The sequence below is a fragment of the Ensifer sp. GW101-20A05 genome, from assembly GCF_059424735.1.
In genome coordinates this window covers 162,886-180,051 of record NZ_JBWKZT010000011.1, presented here as the reverse complement: position 1 = coordinate 180,051, position 17,166 = coordinate 162,886, and the positions used below count along the sequence as shown (strand labels likewise).

Genomic DNA, 17,166 nt, shown 5'->3' with positions numbered 1-17,166 from the left:
CCATGAACCGAGCGGCGCATGGCCTGGACGTCGCTCCCGCGGATGCATCTGAGGCGACCCCGCTTGCAACTACTTTCCTCGCCACCGGGCGGTCATCGTGATTGGCAAGGCAAGTGGCTGGTAACCCTGCAAATTATCTCTGCCAACGCGAGCCACGGGCCGAGTAAATCTACCGGCCGCTATAGCCTGTTGTTGGCTTGGTTTTATCGCCCGATCGGCTGACCGGCGCAGACAGGCAATTGGTGACCAGTTCCGGTCGATACATTATGCGATGCTAGAAGCACATAACGGGGTCATCGCTCGTCTACGAGTCAACTTCGTGCATGAACATCGGATAATTTGCGATCAGCGGCCACTGTCGACCCATTCTCGACTCTTCTTGCCTCCAGCGTTATTCAAAGACAGCTTGCGCCGGCGACGGAGATACGCACGAAGCACGCATCTCAACATGATGGCAAGCAGTGGGTCGCCGCCTACGCTGCCGGTGGACGATACCGAATTGACTTTGCCTTTTCCAAGGCTTCGATCGTATCGTCGACGCTGAGCAGAACAGTGGTCTCAATAGAACTGAGCGCGCCTCCTGCGCCAATAGAAAGGGCGACTGCCGCCATCGATATATTATCAGGCGCCTCCCACAGATTCCAACCATCATGCTCGCCAAAGGCGTACCAGAACCCATGGAGCTTTCCGCCAACGGATTCAATGTAAGTGCGCGCCGCCTCTCGGCGATCCTCGGGGTTTTCGATCATTCGCGCCCACGTTTCGGGCGTGTAGCTGAAGCGCGTGAGATAAATGGCCATGATTTGTCTCCTCCGCCAGAACAACACAGTTAACGCTCAAGGCGAGGAAAACGCGAGTCATCCAATGTGCGGACTTGTCGTAGTCAACGGTTTCAACTTCGCAGTTTCTGGGCTTGCGGCGGAAAGCCCCAGATAGCGGACGTTGGCGATCGCGCAAATCCAGCGCGCGATAGGCAAAACTCGAATGACGGGCGATCACCAGGAGGCCTTGAACTTTGGAAAATCGGTGATGAGGCCTTCCGCGAGGCCGTCGGCGAAATACCCCTGCGCCGCATCGCTGCTCAGGGTGGCAAACGGCAGCACTGGTAGTTCGAACGCGGCAATGATTACGAGGCGGCGTCAGGCCCTCAGCGCCGTTGCCGGGCTGAGACGCAGGGCCGAGAGCGCCGGCACGATCGATACCAGCACAGCCAGAACCCCGAACCAGGCGGCCAGCGAAACATCCTCGCGGGCGAACTCCACGGGCATGCGGATGGCCGTCGTGGCGGTGACGGTGGCCGAGATCAATTGCGCCGCGCCATAGCCGATGAGAATGCCGAGCCCGAAACCGGCGAGGAAGAGCAGGAAGAGTTCGCCCCAGACGATGGCGACGACCGCGCGTCCTGGCGCGCCGAAGGCCCTGAGAGCGCCGATCTGCCGCTGGCGGGCGCCGACATGCATGATCGTGACCAGAAGGATGGCGGCGATGACGATGACTTGCGTGCCGATGGCGATCGCCAGCAGCAGGCTGCGCACATCACCGAGCGTGGCGTAGAGACGGGTCAGCACTTCGGCGGGGAAGACGGCGAGCGTGGTCTCACCGCGATACTCCTGGCGCAGGCGATAGGCATCGGCGACCGTCTTCGGCTTGACGAGAACGGCGGGAATGCGGGGCGTATCGGTATCGAAATGCTCGTCGAGCGCCGCATCGCCCTCGACATGCGTTTCGCGGTCGCGCTCGTCTGCGGCCGAGCGTTCGGATGCTTCGCCGGCATGATGATGATCGGTCGCCGCGGTACCTTCGGTCACGTGGTCATGGGCGTGTCCGCCGTCCCCAGCCATACCGTGCAGTTGCCAGACAGCGCGGATCGGCACGAGGATCGCCCGGTCCCAGGCGGTGCCGGTCGGGGCCATGCGGCCGGTGACCTCGTAGACGAGCTCGGTGTGGGCATGACCGCCTTCGTCGGCTGCACCATGCATCGGCTTGATCTGTGCGCCCAACCGCTTCGGCACGTCCGAGCCGATCACCGCATCGCCGAGGCGAGCGAAGATCGCACCCTCAGCGAGCGTTGGCGAGAGAGCCGATACGAGTTGGACGGTTGTGCCGACCACCGGATAACCATCGGCGGAATCGCCGAAGCCAACCGGGGCGGCGAAATCGACGCGCGGGTCCTCGGAGAGTTTGGCCAGCACGCTGCCGGACATCAGCGGCAGCGGCGAGGGCTGGAGGAAGACGGCCGAGAGGGTAAGCTGGGTTTCGCTGCCGGCGGCGCCGACCAGCAGATCGAAATTTTCCGCCGCCCGGGCGCTGCCGAGCCTGACGGCGCGCTCCTGCAAGGTAACGGTGACGCTGAGCGCGACGGAGAGCGCTATCAGCACGATGACGGCAAGCGCACCACCCTTGAACCGGCGAAGATCGGCGAGGATGAAACGGATCACGCAGCGCGCGCCTCCGCGCTGTCTTCGACGATGCGGCCGCCGTCGAGGCCGATCCGACGGTCAAGCCTATCCACCAGGGCCGGATCGTGGGTGACGACGACGAGTGTGGCGCCCTGCTCGCGGGCGAGCCGGACGATCAGCTCGGCCACCTCGTTGCCTGTGCGTCGGTCGAGGCTGGCGGTCGGCTCGTCAGCGACGATCACGCCAGGTTTTGACAACAGTGCCCGTGCCACCGCGATGCGCTGCATTTCGCCGCGCGACAGGGTCTCGATGGGTTGGTTCGGGCGAGCGATGCCGGTGGTTTCGAGAAGATGCAGCGCCCGCTCGCGCTCGACCGGCGTCAGGCGGCGGGAGAGCCGGACCGGCAGCACGACATTCTCGAAGGCCGAAAGGCCGGGGAAAAGATGAAAATCCTGCATGACGAGGCCGATATGCGCTGCGCGGAAGGCATCGCGGCGTCCGGCCGAAAGGCGGGCGATGTCCGTCCCACCCCAGGAAACGGAACCGCTGGTTGCGATTTCAAGCCCCGTGATGGCGTTGACCAGCGTGCTTTTGCCGGAGCCCGAAGCGCCGGTGACTGCAAGCCGACCACCGGCCGGAATGTGGAGCCGGTCGATGGCGAGCACCGGCGCGTCGAGGCCGGGAAACCGCATCGTGAGGCCGGAAATAGCGAGCGCCAGCATCGTCAGACCGTATTGAATGCGGCTTCGCGCAGGCGAAGCTGGCTGACGAATCCGGTTTCCGGATCGATCCATGAACCATATTCCAGTACGCCCTGCGCCTCGATCGGTGCGTTGAATTGCACGAAGGTCTGCTTGCGGGCGAGATAGACGACAACGATATTGTCCGGCCAGTCCGCGTCGGAAGAGCAGAAGGGGCAGAGCGACATCGGAATTTCGGTGAGCACGAAGAAATTCGCTTCGGCCTTTAAAGGCGGCGCCATGAAGCCTTTTACGGTGACGTCCTGGCCATTCAGCCGCTTCACCTTGTCGGAAAACTCGAGGCCCAGCACGCCAAAGCTCTTGTAGAGCTCGCCGAAGCCAAGCGTCTCCGCCGCCAGCGCCGGGCGGGAGAGGGACAGGATGGGCAGGGCCGCGAGCGCGCCGAGCACCCGCCGTCTGTTGAAAAACCTACGGGTTTCTTCGGTCATGGCCGTGCTTTCCCTCTTCATTCGCAATCATGCGGACAGGCGGCGCGGGACCGCCTGTCCGTCAAAGGGATGTAAGCCCTTAGTCCTTCGCGGTGCCGAGGGCGAAGGCGTCGGCAAGCACGCGGTAGACGTCGCTCTGTTCCATGTAACCGCGGAAGCCTTCCGAACCAGGACCGGCCGCCTGAAGCACGACGTCGTCGACAGCATGAACGCCGCTGTCGCCATCCTTCGGGATGTTGCCCTGGACGAAGACGGCGCCGGGAACGTCCTTATAGGCTTCGTTGGCGACATATTCCTTCGCCTCGTTTTGCACGGCCGGAACGAACGGACCATCCAGCTTCGGACGGAAGGTTTCGTAGTGATCCGGACCGTTGTTGGCGGCCAGGAAGAGACGACGCGTGACGTCGATGCGATCCGGATAACCGTCGCCGTCCTTGTCCTCGTAGTTCGGGAAGCCGGCGTCGTCATAGGTGCCGACCTTCGCGCGCATGTCCTCGCCCGGCTTCTCGTCGTCGACGGTGCCGATGATGGCGACGCCGTGGGTGTGGTCACCGGTGACGACGATCATCGTGTCGGGATTGGCAGCAGCGAATTCGCGGGCCACGCCCACGGCCTTGTCGAACTCGATCGTTTCGACGAGTGCGCGGTCCCAGTCGAGCGGATGGCTCATCTTGTCGACCGAAGCGGCTTCGACCATCAGGAAGAAGCCTTCCGGGTTCTTGGAGAGCTTGTCGAGCGCGACCTTGGTCATCTCGACAAGACCGGGCTGGTTCGGGAATTTCTCGACGGTGCCCTTCTTGAGGAATTCACGGTCGAGCGTCACGTCCATGTTGCCGGTGTGGAAGAGACCAAGCAGCTTGTCCTGGTTGGAGCCGGTGGCAGCGGCCAGTTCCGTCTTGTCGGTCGCGAGCGCGTAGCCGGCGTTCTTGAATTCCGCGATGTAGTCCTTGTCGTCCTTGCGCTTGGAGCCCGGTACGTCCTTGCCGAGGAAATAGGCGGAGCCGCCGCCGAGAAGCACGTCCGGCTTGACATCGAACAGCATGCCGACAATCTCCGCCTTGTCGCCGCGCTTGCGGGTGTGCGAGACGACGGCTGCCGGCGTGGCGTCCTCAACTTCGGCGGTCGTCACGATACCGACGGACTTTTTGGTGGTACGGCGCAGTGCCTCGGCAATCGTCTCGATCTTCGGGTCGTCGAGGCTTGCCGGCGTGCGGTCGGCATAGACGCCGAGCGCGTTGACGCGCGACTTGTGGCCGGTCATGTAGGCCGACATGGTATTGGCGCTGTCCGTTGCGATCGAATGCGTCGAGGACGTGCCGATGAAGGCGACCGGCGGGATGTCGTCCATGGCGAGGCGGCCATTCGCCTTGCCGCCCGTCATACCCTTCGACATGATGCGCGCGCCCGTGCGGTGGGCGACGGAGAGGCCGTCGGCGATCAGGAAGATGACGTTTTTCGCCTTCGGCTCGGCGGCGGTGCCGTAGACATCCCAGCCCACCGACTGCGTTTCGCTGCCGGCTGAAACCTCAACCTTGTAGGCGCCGGCCGTGCCGATCGTCAGGCCGCGCAGGACGAGGGCGGAACCGAGTACCTTGTCTTCCGCGCCCTTTTCCTCGACGACGAATTCGGCCTTCTTGCCGAAAACGGTTTCGTAGTCCTGGCCGTTGACGGTGACCTTCACGTCTTCCGGTTTCACGACAGTATCGAACTCTACCTTGAAGTCGAACGGCGAACCGACGAGGATCGTCGCGCGATCGATGGGATAAACAGTCGCGGCCTGTGCTGCGCCGGAAAGGATCGTTGCCGATGCCAGGGCGAGGAGAAGTTTACGCATGGGAGAGCCTCTCTTGAGCGGTGGTTACCCTTCTTGCGATAGAAACTCAGCGTGACAGGCGTATTACAGCCGCATCAAGGAGGCGCTTTCGGCCTTCCCGATACCGGTTCGGTCGTGAGGGAGACCTGCACTCTCGTGGATAGCATCCGCTCCGCTTCCTGGACGATACCAGCTCTGAGCTGAGCTCTGGGCCAAAGAGACACCGACCTTGGGAGTTGAACTGTGCATCCGTTGCCTTGATGGGATCGGAACCGAAGACCCGTGGTTCGCATGCATATCCGTCGAACGAGGGTCGCGCCGAAGTGGTGGACGAGTATCAGCCTCCGTGATGTCTGGGAGACGCGGGACGCCCGGATCTCCTCGCATCAGTGCATACAGAGAACTTACCGAGATAGACGAGCGTAACGGCGCCGCGTGACAGTGGTGCCGGATTCTCGGGGTGGAGAGCAAGCAGGGGCAGCAATCACGGTCGTCCGTCGTCAAAGCCCTCAGCGGCGTCTCTGGCTACGTCCCGACAGGCGTGCCGGACGAAACCTACAAGGTTGCTCGCAAAATAGCCGCTACGAACCGATCGTCGCCCTTCCGGGTGTGGAGCCGGACACCATCCCCCACCAAACTTCCGAGCAAGTCGAATTGCTCCTCCGAGCGCAACGCGAAACTCAAGTTCAGCACGAAACATTATGCGATTTTCGAGCTCCCCCCGCCGCGCATAACGTGGATCGGTTTCACGCCTCCTCCCAGAGTCGGTTAAGTTCAAAGGGCCTCGGCGCCTCTTCTTCGGTCGCAGTCTGTTTGTAGCACACCGCGCCTCACCGTCCTGCTTCCTTGACCACTCCCCTTCCCTTACAATCCCTTCTGAACACAGTGGAGTTCTGCCATGAGCGAAGACGCCTTTAACATGTCGATCCGCAAGTTCCTGAAGGAAGTCGGCATCACCTCGCAGCGCAAGATCGAGGAGACGGTGCGCGAAGGGCAAACCGGCGGCCAAAAGCTGAAGGTCCGCATGACGCTGACGGCGGAAGGCACCGACCTCGACCACGTGGTGACCGGCGAGATCGAACTTCCATAGGAAGCATCGAGCTTCCTACGTGAAACGTCGCATCCCCTCGTACGAATTCGGGGCCGTCAGAAACACGCCATTCAAAATTATCACTACATTGGAATTGCCAGTGATATCTCGCCTATCGCTGGCAACCAGAGCCATATAGTTCGAGCTTGAATTACCCTGCACTTGCAAATGGCAAGCAGCCGGGCGGCCGGTTTCACGCCTTCTTAACCATGAATTGTGAAAATGTGCCCATCCGGTGGGTATGATGCCGACCGTTCGTTTGGGGTGAAAAGTGCATGCGTAAGCCGCAAGATCAGAAGCTATCCTCTGACGCTCCCATACCGGAGTCCGGGTACATCGTCTCCCGCCGCGCCGTACTTTCGGGCCTCGGTGTCATGACCCTGCTTGGCGCTTCCGGCTGCTCGCAGACGCTGGAACTCCCTTCGCTGGGACCAATCGAGCCGTCTGGTGGTATGCCGCCTGTGGGCGTTGACCACATGCCGACCGGGTCCATCCGCCCGATCCCACCGATCAGCGTCGACAGCAACATCACCGACAATAGCACGATGTATGCCTCGCTGGTCGACAATGGTTTCGTGATCCCGGAAATCCCATTCCAGAAGGTCAGGCCGGAATTCCGGCGTCAGATTGTTATCGATCCGACCGGCGAGGCGCCGGGTACGATCGTGGTGCGGCTCAACGAGCGGCATCTCTATTGGGTGCAGGAAGGCGGCGAAGCGATCCGTTACGGCGTCGGCATCGGCAAGGCCGGCTTCGAATGGAACGGCCGCGCGGAGATCCAGTACACAAAGGAGTGGCCCACCTGGACGCCGCCCAGAGAGATGATCGCGCGCAAGCCGGAACTGGTGAAATGGACGGGCGGTCAGCCAGGCGGGCTCGACAACCCGCTCGGCGCCCGCGCGCACTATATCTACAAGGACGGCCACGACACTGGCTATCGCGTGCACGGCTCACCGGAATGGTGGACCATTGGCACTCAAGCATCTTCCGGTTGCGTGCGCATGATCAATCAGGACGTCATCGACCTCTACAACCGGGTCAAGGCTTCGCCGACCAAAGTCCCGATTGTGGTGGCGTGAAAGCCTTCCGCGCTGAGTGCGTAGGGGATCGAAGGATCACGACAGTCCCTTCCCGTCGATAAATTATGCGATCTTCTTAGCCCAGAACGTGAACAACCTCGCAGCAAGCCGTGCACGGGGATCGAGGAGAACGGCTCCCTTTGACCCGTTGCTGTCATCCGCCACAAGCGCGGTGAATGGCGCGTTCTGCCCAATGCCATGCGTCTCTTGCTCGAACGGGGTCGGCGAAAACAGTACTCGGACTGAAAGCCGTGCGGGACCGGTTACCCCAGTTTCGCCGTCGCAATACCTTGATCCAAGAGCCAGCTTCTTAGGATCGCAACCTCTGGTCGCGCAAGATTAGCGTCGGGTGTCATGATGACATAGGGCTGCCTAATCGGCAGCGATATCCCGAAGGCATCGACCAGCCGCCCGGTGCAAAGCTCGGTCTCGACCAGGAAATCTGGAACCAGAGCGAAGCCGGCGCCCGACAGACAGGCATCGATCGCAAGGTGCACCAGATTGAACGACAAGGTTGACCGCAGTTCGAGATGCCCAAACCCAGTTGCAGCAAACCATGCTTCCCACCCTTCATCGTGCCAGCCCGGTTCGGCATAATCCACCTTGATCAGGGGCCGGGACAACAAGTCAGCAGGTGTCGACGCAGGCGGGAGGGTGGCCGCCAAGTCGGGCGAACCGACGACAACCAGGCTGCCATTGATCAGCGTATCCTGTCGGACGCCCGGAATCGTTCCACGGCCATGATAGATTGCAAGATCCGGATCCGGCTCCCTGGCGCTCCATCGGTGCGGCAGAGCCATGACAGCCACGGAGATGTCGGGATGAGCCTTGCGAAACTTGCCAATGCGGGGTGCAAGCCACTTCGTTGCGAGTGAAAACTGGCAACGAACGGTGACGGTGCTGAGCCCACCGGGCACTCGCGCCGCAGCGCCGACGGCGGTGAGTTGATCGAAGATCGCACCGAGGCGCGTTGCAAAGACCCGGCCGGTCTCCGTCAACCCCACGCCATTGGCGCGCCGTTCAAACAGCGGTCCACCGACCCACTCTTCGAGCTGTTTCATGTGATGACTGACTGCGCCCGGGGTCACGCTCAGCTCACCAGCCGCCCTGGCGAAGCTCAGGTGGCGCGCCGCAGCTTCGAAAGCGCGCAGTGCGGGCAGCGGTGGCAAATGACGGGCCATGTCGAGACTCAATCCAGCTAAGGGTAACCGAGAGAACTTTTGGTTTGCTTGCATATTCGTCCCCGTGACATCGTGCTGTCAACGCAATGAATGAGCAGGATTATGTCTAGGGATCAATCTATAGCCACCGCCGTCGCCTATCTGGCCAACGGGCGCTTTCTGGCCGATCTGACACGCCGGGTCGCAATCGCGACGGAAAGCCAGAATCCCGCACGGCGCCCGGAATGCGTGCGTTATTTAAACGAGTTCAGGCAGGATCTCGCAAGCCTCGGCTTTACTGGCGACATTCTGGACAACCCGGATCCCATAGGCGGCCCGCTGCTGATCGCGCGGCGCGACGAAGCCGGACATCTGCCGACACTGCTCGTTTACGGACATGCGGACGTGGTGGCTGGCATGGAAGGCGCATGGTCGAATGGCCGTGATCCCTGGGAAGTGAGTGTCGAGGGCGACCGCCTCTACGGTCGCGGTACCGCCGACAACAAGGGCCAGCACACAATCGTGATGCTGGCTCTGGAAGCGGTTCTGGCGACGCGCGGATCCCTCGGCTTTAGCGTCGTGGTGCTTATCGAAACATCTGAGGAGACCGGTTCGGCCGGACTTCACCAGATTTGTTCGGAACATCGTTCGAAGCTCAAGGCCGATTGGCTGATCTCATCGGACGGACCTCGCCTGGCCCGCGATCGCGCGACACTTGATGGTGGCACCCGTGGAACCGTTGATTTCGATCTGATCTGCGATCTCAGGGCTGGCGCACATCATTCCGGCAATTGGGGCGGTCTGCTTGCCAACCCGGCCGTGATCCTCGCCAACGCCATCTCCAGCCTGGTGTCGGCGACCGGTCAAATCAATGTTCGAGGAATTCTTCCGACTGAAGTTCCTCAAGGCGTCATGGCCGCGCTCGGTCGAATAGAGCTTCAAGCCGAGAGCGGCGGCCCGGAGCTTGACGGCTGGTGGGGCGAGCCGGGATTGACGCCATCGCAACGCGTCTTCGGCTGGACGGCGCTCGAAGTTTTGGCGATGACGGCAGGCACGCCGGCTTTACCGATCAATGCCATTCCGCCCCGCGCATCTGCACGACTGCAGATCCGTTACACCGTCGATACCGATCCGGCGGGCTTCATGCAGACAATTCGCGCCTACCTCGACGAAAACGGCTTTGGCAATGTCGCAGTGGTCCCAAAGGCAACGGAACTGGAATGGGGCGCCACACGCCTCGATCCCGAGCATCCCTTGATGCGCTGGGCGGCCGCGTCCGTTCAAAGGACGACGGCGGTGGAACCGACAATTCTGCCGAATGCCGGAGGCTCTCTACCGAACGATTGCTTCGCAGATCTGTTAGGAATTCCAACGGTCTGGGTGCCGCACTCCTATTCGGGATGCTGTCAGCATGCGCCGGACGAACATCTGCTGGCGCCACTTGTCGCAGAGGGTCTTGCAATCATGGCAGGCCTGTTCTGGGACCTCGGCACGGACGACCGACCCGAACGCTTTTGAGCCTACCAACACAAATACAAAGAGGGGGACAATCATGAATGCAAAATGGACGGAACTGGTCGCAGCGTTGACGCTTGCAGCATTATGCGCGACGCCAGTCTTGGCTGAGGACTTACCTGAAGTGCGCATCGGAACGGATGGCGGCTATCTTCCCTGGACCTCGATGACGCCTGCGGGAGAGCTGACCGGTTTCGATATTGAACTGGCAAGGCTCGTGTGTCAGCGGATGCAGCGCAGCTGCCGCTTCACCGCCCAACCCTGGGAAGGACAGATTCCCGCTCTTGAGCAGGGCAAATATGACATCCTCGTCGGTGGGATATCGATCACCCCAGAGCGGCAGAAACGCCTTGCCTTCACGCAGAGCTACGGCAACCTGCCGATCAATTTTGCGGCCGCCAAGAATTCCGGCCTGAACGGGAAAAGCTCCTGGGCAGAGCTCAAGAATGCGCTGGTAGGCAAGACGGTCGGCGTCCAATCCGGCACGCAAAGTCAAAAGTTCATGGACAATGAACTGAAGGGCGAAGTCAACGTCCGCCTCTACGACAATCAGGACAGCCTCAATCTCGACCTATTGGCTGGAAGGATTGACGCCGCGCTTGCGGGGCGTTCCCCGTGGATAGCTCTCACGGGTTCGTCACAAGGCGAAACGATCGAGATCCTGTCGCCCAATCTTGATTTCGAGCAGTTCGACTATCTCGGCGTCGGTGTCGGCGGACTGATGCGCAAGGATACCGAGGAGCTTCGCAAAGCATGGGACGTGGCCCTTTGCCAACTGAAGAAAGACGGCGAAATCACACGGATTTCGCAGCAATGGTTTGGTTTCGATATCTCGACCAAGGCCGACCCGAAAATCTGCGGGGAATGATTTTTGATGGCTGCGGACGCGTCCATTCTTCAAATGCTGGCCTGGGGCGATCAGGGCTGGTCCAGGCCGCTCCTATTCGGGCTCGGCGTCACCGTAACCTGCGCGAGCCTCGGCTACGTTCTCGGTGTCGCCCTTGGGTTTGCGATTGCACTGGCGAAGCTCGGAAGCAATCGCTGGATCGCGGGCGCAGCCAATCTCTATACGACGGTGATGCGAGGAGTGCCGCCCTTGCTCGTCATATTCCTTCTCTTTTTCGGAACCAACGGGGCGCTGATGTGGGTCGCGCGCGGTTTCGGTTACACCGGCTACATCGAAATAGACGCGTTTTCGGTCGGCGTGATGGCCGTCACGCTCGTCTCGGCATCCTATAGCTCCGAAGTGTTCCGCGGCGCGCACGGCACAATTCCAGCCGGGCAGTTCGAGGCTTTCGCCGCGCTCGGCCTTCGTCCGTTTCTGGGACTCTATTTGGTCATCATGCCGCAAATGTTCCGGCAGGCCCTGCCGGGCCTGGGCAATGTCTGGATCATGGCCATCAAGGAAACGACACTGCTTTCCGTGATCTCTGTGGCCGAGCTTATGCGGGTCGTCGGCCTCGCCGGGCGCACGACCGGACAACCCTTCGTCTTTTACGGCGCCGCGGCTGTCATCTATTTCGTGCTTGTCGCGGTATCCTCGCGGGTGTTCGTCGCCGTCGAGAACAGAATGCGCTGGGGCTGATCATGGATTTCGAAACGACACTACACGTTGCTAGCGAGCTGGCTGGCGCAATCTGGGTCACATTGGCACTGGCGGCAGCAACCCTCCCACTTGGTTTCGTCCTGGCGGGTATTGCCACTTGGGCGCGTGCTTCGCGTCATGGGTCTCTTCGGGCTATCGCATCAGCCTATGTTCTAGCGTTCCGCTCCACGCCGCTGCTGGTTCAGATCTTCGTCCTTTACTATGGCCTCAGCCAGTTCGCATGGCTGCGCGAAAGTCCAGCCTGGATCCTGTTGAGGGAGCCTTTCGCCTGTGCGGTGATCGCCATGAGCCTTTGCTCGGGCGCATATACGGCCGAGGTGATGCGCGGCGGTCTGGCCGCCGTGCCCAAAGGCGCGATCGAGGCAGCCCGCGCGCTGGGACTGTCGTCAATCAAGGTCTTTTTTCTCGTCACCGCTCCGATAGCTGTGAGACGCGCTCTGGCGGCCTACAGCAACGAGATCGTCGTGACGCTCAAGGCGACGTCGCTTGCCAGCACCATCACGGTGATGGAACTGACCGGTGTAGCAAAGGATCTGATGAGCGAGACCTTCGCTGTCATCCAGGTATTCTGCATGGTAGCCGCCATATATTTGGTCATCAATTCGGCACTGATCCTCGGGTTGCGTTTGTTGGAAATCTACCTTGCTCCACAACACGAGCGGCCGCTTAGGCATCAGCGCCGGAGAAATCGAAAGGCTGAAGTAAGATCAGCGGATGCATGAGTTAAAGCCGAGCGAAGTCAAAACTTGACGCTCTCGAACGGATTCGAACCATCGGTCGCATAGTTTGCCGCAGCCTCAGACCGCAACTCCGGCATTACGATAACCATCAAGCCAAAGAGCCGCGTCCTCTTTCAAGCTGCAGATCTCGGCGGTAATGCGGGCGTATAAGGCGGCATCGAAGTCGTCGGGCAGTTCGCTCACCGCCCTACTTGCCTCACTGATCCTTTCCAGCTGCGCAAGACACGCCGCCTCGTTCAGCTGCGAGCGGGGCCAACTCCGCCGGCTTGAAGTCGAAAATGGTTCGGAAAATCGCGATTGGCACAGCGCCGGTGCCCGGGTTGCTCCTATGGGGCATATTGCGAAAATTGCGCGCAACTGCAGGTCAAATTCGCTTGCCTGGGAGCCAGAATGGCGGACAATTCCAGACGAGTTGCCTGTTGGGTAGACAAGCCCAGCGTCGCAGTGGGCGACACCGGCAGCTGCCCTTCGACGGAGGAGAAGATGGCCGGTAACCATTCAGACCCGAGCGGACCCGACCTCGCCTTCGGCATTGCGCTCGCCGATCTCCCCGATGGCGGAAAGGTGGTCGGTCATCGCGATGGCGAGCCGGTGCTTCTGGTGCGCCGCGGATCCGAGATCTTCGCGATAGCCGCCAGCTGCTCGCACTACGGTGGGCCGCTGGTCGACGGCCTCGTCGCCTACGACACCGTTCGCTGCCCTTGGCATCACGCCTGCTTTGATCTGCGCACCGGAGAGGCCCTGCGTGCTCCAGCGTTATCGCCGCTCGCCTGCTGGTCGGTTGAACAGCACGGCGACAAAATAATCGTCGGCGAGAAGCGCAAGAAGCAGTCGCCGGTCTCACGCGAAGGCGATGCCGGAGCGGCTCCAGAAAAGATCGTCATCGTCGGTGGCGGCGCCGCCGGCTTTGCTGCCGCCGAAAGACTGCGGCGCGAACAATTTCAGGGCGCCATCGTCATGATCAGCGATGACGAGGCGCTGCCCGTCGACCGCCCTAACCTGTCGAAGGACTATCTTGCCGGAAAGGCGCCGGAGGACTGGATCCCACTGCGCAAGGAGGGCTTCTATGCCAAGAACGGCATCGACTTGCGCCTCGGAACCAGGGTTGCCGGCATAGATGTCCGCGCCAGCGAAATCTTGCTCGCCGATGGGGCGCGGGTCGCCTTCGACAGACTGTTGCTGGCGATGGGCGCCGAACCGGTTCGCCTGACCATACCCGGCGCCGACCAGCCTCATGTCCACACGCTGCGCTCGCTTGCCGACAGTCGGAAGATCATCGCGCAAGCCGGCACCGCACGCAGCGCCGTCGTCCTGGGCGCCAGCTTCATCGGCCTCGAAGTTGCCGCCGCCCTTCGAGGCCGCGGTGTCAAAGTGCATGTGGTGGCGCCCGAGGAACGGCCGATGGAACGGATACTGGGGCCGCAGATCGGCAATTTCATCCGCGCCCTGCATGAGGAGAATGGCGTCATCTTCCACCTTGGGGATACCGCGGCGAGCATCGGCGCAACGGAGATCCAGCTGAGCAGCGGCGGCATCTTGGCCGCAGACATGGTCGTTGCCGGCATCGGCGTGCGGCCGCGGGTCGGTGTCGCCGAAGCGGCCGGGCTCGCCACCGATCGGGGCGTCCTGGTCGATGCCTATCTTGAGACCAGCGTGCCGGGCATATATGCGGCGGGCGATATTGCCCGGTGGCCCGATCCCCATAGCGGCGAGAACATCAGAGTGGAGCACTGGGTGGTGGCGCAGCGGCAAGGCGCTGCGGCCGCACTCAACATGCTCGGACGCCAGAAGAAGTTCACGGATGTGCCGTTCTTTTGGAGCCAGCATTACAACGTTCCGATCAACTATGTCGGCCATGCCGAGGGATGGGACGAGATCGAGGTCGAGGGCGACATTCCCGCCAAGGACTGCCTCCTGCGCTTCAAGCGCGGCGGACGTGTGCTGGCGGTCGCCACGATCTTCCGCGACACCGAGAGCCTCGAGGCAGAACTGGCGATGGAGCGGGGCGAGGCCTAGGAGTGACGAATTACTATCTGGTCGATAGGGCGATAGCGAGTTTGACGAAGCACATTCGCAACACGCTATGAGAAGCTCTTCGCCCATTTCAAATCGAGAAACGCCTAGACTGCATTGAAAGGCAGGGCAACGCGCGGGTATTATCGGCGTACTGGATTTCACCACGACGGCTAAAATCGGATTTGCAGACCTTCAAACGGAACAGACAGGCGACCTCAGCGGAGAGGAGTAAGGAAGCGATCGCGATGAGACAACTCAGTGAAGAGGGCCGACGAACCCTGGGAGGGATTGCAGAGCGGTACGGGGTCAGCCTCGGCGCGGTGGAGCACCTTCTGATGGCGATTATCGCCGGGCAGGCGACACAGGCCCAGTTCAACCATCCCGATCTAGGTGGAATGGGGCAATGGTCGGAGGGCGGGATGATCATGGTCGGCGACATGTTCAACAATGCGCTGAAGGCGAACGTGGCCGGAGTTTGTTCCGAGCTTTCTGCCTTGGTGCGCGGCATGGATTTACCGGGCCCGCAGACGCCGTCCCAGTCCCAATATCAAGGTCAGGGCGGCGGCGTCAGCCTGTTCGTGCCTGGCGCGCTGTCTGCTGGGAACTGGTGGCCCGAGGAGTTAGGGCATCCTGCCTCGACCGGGGCGCAGAATGACCTGCGCTATGCCTTTTTCCCGACAACCCGACGGCTAGCGATCGATATCGGCGGCCGGGTTATGGTCTATGACACGAAGGACCATCGCATTGGCGGGTTCTCGCAACAGCAAAGCGGCGACCAGTCGCTGAGCTTTACCTCCCAGTATGGGCTGGTGAAAATTTCGGAACTGGATGTGATACGGCAGGGCGGCAAGGAACCGGCAGACACGCCGACTACCGAAGCATCCGCCGCCACGGCTGCGCCGTCGATATTCGCATCGTCCGCGTCGGAATCCGCCGAGCCACAACAGGGGGCACATCCAGCGCCGGAGGCGGTTCGGTCGGATGAGGACATCTTCGACAAGATCGAACGCCTCGCGGCACTTCATGCGAAAGGCATTCTCACGGATCAGGAATTCGAGGCCACGAAGTCGGAGTTGCTCAGCCGACTATAGTATCCGATGAACGGGGCTTGCCACGGAGGTCAATGGAGGGATTTTCATCGAGCCGCGCCGGGCGATGACGACCGTCAACGACGCTAGGTAAGACCTAATGTTGTGCCCCGCCAGCGGCAGCCGCTTTGGCAAGAGCGGCGTCGCCTTATGAAGATTACGCCGGCAAGACGCTTGGTGCCGCTGCCGGCCGCCAGAGGGGGAACTTGAACTCCACACATGTCGCGCAGACCGTCATCGCCGTCCTCGTCCAAGCAATATTTGACACCAAGCGTCGCCAGGAAGCGCATTTCGTGAGTCTGTGGTGCGATCTTGGCGCTTCGTGACACCGATGGTGTGTATTCGGACAGCCAATCAGGCAACATCCCGAGTTGGTTGGATGTGTGTGACGCGATCTGGTAGGAGGCGCCCGGCGTTTTTCCGGCAAGGTTCGTCCGCGTTGGAGAGAAAGACTGACTGTCGCTTCGCAACTGGTCGCCAATCGACTGATTCGAGGCCACCATCACGCCGGTTGCGATTTGAGGCTCCGAATTGTCGGCTGGGAAACGGTCACTCTTCTTGATGTAGGAGGCTAGGAGGTAGGGCATGTCGTCCCCACCCAAGCGGGCGCGCCCCACATACTGCACCCGAACGGATGCCGTGCCACGGTGCTTCAGGTCCAGCATGTCTGCTGCTTTGCTGGAAACGTCGATGATGCGACCCTTTCGATAAGGACCGCGATCGTTGACGCGCAGGATGAGCGAAGAACCGTTTTCAAGATTGGTCACCCGCACATAGCTGGGCAAGGGAAGGGTCGGATGTGCGGCGGACAGGTGTTTCGGGTCATAATCTTCGCCGTTTGCGGTCCGCCTCCCCCGAAAAGCTGAGCCGTACCAGGAAGCCACCCCCTTCCTGTCGTAGTTCGGGTCCTCCTTCGGAAAATAGCTCTTGCCTTTCACTACATAGGGCTTGCCAACCACATAGCGGCCACCGCCCTTGGCGACATTCTTGCGGTGGGCGACCCACGGGTTAGCCTTCGCTCCGTATACCTTTTCGGAGATGTATGCTTTGCTGCGGTTCGTGTTGGGCGCTTGCGTGGTCGTACAGGTAGCACAGCAGGCGCAGATCACCGTAATCGCCAACCATCGCACACCTTTCGCAGGCGTATTTACCTCAATGACCATCTGTCCAACGCTGGCGACGGACTTCCATGCTGCGGCAAGCCTCGACATAAGCGCTCATGTCGGCCACGCGCCAGCAGTCTGTGCACTGGGTCCAGAAACAGACGGAATAGCAGCTGTGGCACTCGTCGATGCATCACTGCACTTGGGGTCTCGCCATTAATTCGCTCCTCCCGTGAAAGTAACTGTAAATCAGATCTGATGCCAAAAAGTTCCACGGGGACACACACACACACACACACGACGTTGTTGGTGTCGCCTCGGCCTCGCTACGCTTGAGGCCTCTTTGGGGGGAGGAAACGGCTGCCCAC

The 17,166-nt window shown here is 61.1% G+C and carries 16 protein-coding genes; 8 read left to right on the top strand and 8 right to left on the bottom strand.

Features of this window, described 5'->3' with window-relative positions:
- Positions 1-473: 473 nt before the first annotated feature.
- The 5 genes from AC070A_RS24545 to AC070A_RS24525 all read right to left on the bottom strand — a co-directional run bounded on the left by AC070A_RS24545 (position 474) and on the right by AC070A_RS24525 (position 5,422).
- Positions 474-800, bottom strand: coding sequence for a GYD domain-containing protein (locus tag AC070A_RS24545; protein WP_057255159.1), 327 nt, complete (start codon positions 798-800; stop codon positions 474-476).
- 339 nt (positions 801-1,139) lie between these two features.
- Entirely contained in the window at positions 1,140-2,438 is a 1,299-nt protein-coding gene (locus AC070A_RS24540) for an ABC transporter permease (protein WP_057255158.1), read from the bottom strand.
- On the bottom strand, positions 2,435-3,121 hold the full coding sequence (locus AC070A_RS24535; RefSeq protein ID WP_057255157.1) for an ABC transporter ATP-binding protein: 687 nt from the start codon (positions 3,119-3,121) through the stop codon (positions 2,435-2,437). Before AC070A_RS24535 ends, AC070A_RS24540 begins: the two co-directional genes overlap by 4 nt.
- Positions 3,122-3,123: 2 nt before the next feature.
- Complete coding sequence (locus tag AC070A_RS24530; protein WP_057255156.1) at positions 3,124-3,588, bottom strand: hypothetical protein; 465 nt, start codon at positions 3,586-3,588, stop codon at positions 3,124-3,126.
- A 79-nt stretch (positions 3,589-3,667) separates the two neighbouring features.
- Positions 3,668-5,422, bottom strand: coding sequence for an alkaline phosphatase (locus AC070A_RS24525; protein ID WP_057255155.1), 1,755 nt, complete (start codon positions 5,420-5,422; stop codon positions 3,668-3,670).
- A gap of 877 nt (positions 5,423-6,299) precedes the next feature.
- Between AC070A_RS24525 and AC070A_RS24520 the strand changes: the two genes are divergently transcribed.
- Positions 6,300-6,491 (top strand): DUF6494 family protein, encoded by a 192-nt coding sequence (locus tag AC070A_RS24520; RefSeq protein WP_057255154.1) that lies wholly within the window; start codon positions 6,300-6,302, stop codon positions 6,489-6,491.
- A 275-nt stretch (positions 6,492-6,766) separates the two neighbouring features.
- A complete protein-coding gene (locus tag AC070A_RS24515) occupies positions 6,767-7,570 on the top strand; it encodes a L,D-transpeptidase (RefSeq protein ID WP_057255153.1) in 804 nt (267 codons plus the stop codon).
- Between the two features lie 263 nt (positions 7,571-7,833).
- Here the strand turns inward: AC070A_RS24515 and AC070A_RS24510 are convergent, their stop codons facing one another.
- Entirely contained in the window at positions 7,834-8,751 is a 918-nt protein-coding gene (locus tag AC070A_RS24510) for a LysR substrate-binding domain-containing protein (RefSeq protein ID WP_057255152.1), read from the bottom strand.
- A gap of 102 nt (positions 8,752-8,853) precedes the next feature.
- Here AC070A_RS24510 and AC070A_RS24505 point away from each other — a divergent pair, with 102 nt between their 5' ends.
- From AC070A_RS24505 to AC070A_RS24490, 4 genes are all read left to right on the top strand, one after another.
- Entirely contained in the window at positions 8,854-10,248 is a 1,395-nt protein-coding gene (locus AC070A_RS24505) for a M20 family metallopeptidase (RefSeq protein ID WP_112994290.1), read from the top strand.
- Between the two features lie 67 nt (positions 10,249-10,315).
- Positions 10,316-11,113 (top strand): transporter substrate-binding domain-containing protein, encoded by a 798-nt coding sequence (locus tag AC070A_RS24500; protein WP_162770852.1) that lies wholly within the window; start codon positions 10,316-10,318, stop codon positions 11,111-11,113.
- Positions 11,114-11,119: 6 nt separating this feature from the next.
- Complete coding sequence (locus AC070A_RS24495) at positions 11,120-11,830, top strand: ABC transporter permease (protein ID WP_063963368.1); 711 nt, start codon at positions 11,120-11,122, stop codon at positions 11,828-11,830.
- Positions 11,831-11,832: 2 nt separating this feature from the next.
- Positions 11,833-12,573 (top strand): ABC transporter permease, encoded by a 741-nt coding sequence (locus AC070A_RS24490; protein ID WP_057255149.1) that lies wholly within the window; start codon positions 11,833-11,835, stop codon positions 12,571-12,573.
- 75 nt (positions 12,574-12,648) lie between these two features.
- Here AC070A_RS24490 and AC070A_RS24485 read toward each other — a convergent pair whose 3' ends face one another.
- Positions 12,649-12,774, bottom strand: a complete 126-nt coding sequence (locus tag AC070A_RS24485; RefSeq protein ID WP_255571468.1) for a hypothetical protein — start codon at positions 12,772-12,774, stop codon at positions 12,649-12,651.
- Between the two features lie 300 nt (positions 12,775-13,074).
- On the opposite strand from AC070A_RS24485, the gene AC070A_RS24480 reads away from it, so the two are divergent.
- Together AC070A_RS24480 and AC070A_RS24475 are read left to right on the top strand one after the other, a co-directional pair.
- A complete protein-coding gene (locus AC070A_RS24480) occupies positions 13,075-14,607 on the top strand; it encodes an FAD-dependent oxidoreductase (protein ID WP_112994291.1) in 1,533 nt (510 codons plus the stop codon).
- A 245-nt stretch (positions 14,608-14,852) separates the two neighbouring features.
- Positions 14,853-15,698 (top strand): SHOCT domain-containing protein, encoded by an 846-nt coding sequence (locus AC070A_RS24475; RefSeq protein ID WP_112994292.1) that lies wholly within the window; start codon positions 14,853-14,855, stop codon positions 15,696-15,698.
- Positions 15,699-15,781: 83 nt separating this feature from the next.
- Here AC070A_RS24475 and AC070A_RS24470 read toward each other — a convergent pair whose 3' ends face one another.
- Positions 15,782-16,858 (bottom strand): septal ring lytic transglycosylase RlpA family protein, encoded by a 1,077-nt coding sequence (locus AC070A_RS24470; protein WP_057255531.1) that lies wholly within the window; start codon positions 16,856-16,858, stop codon positions 15,782-15,784.
- Positions 16,859-17,166: the final 308 nt, after the last annotated feature.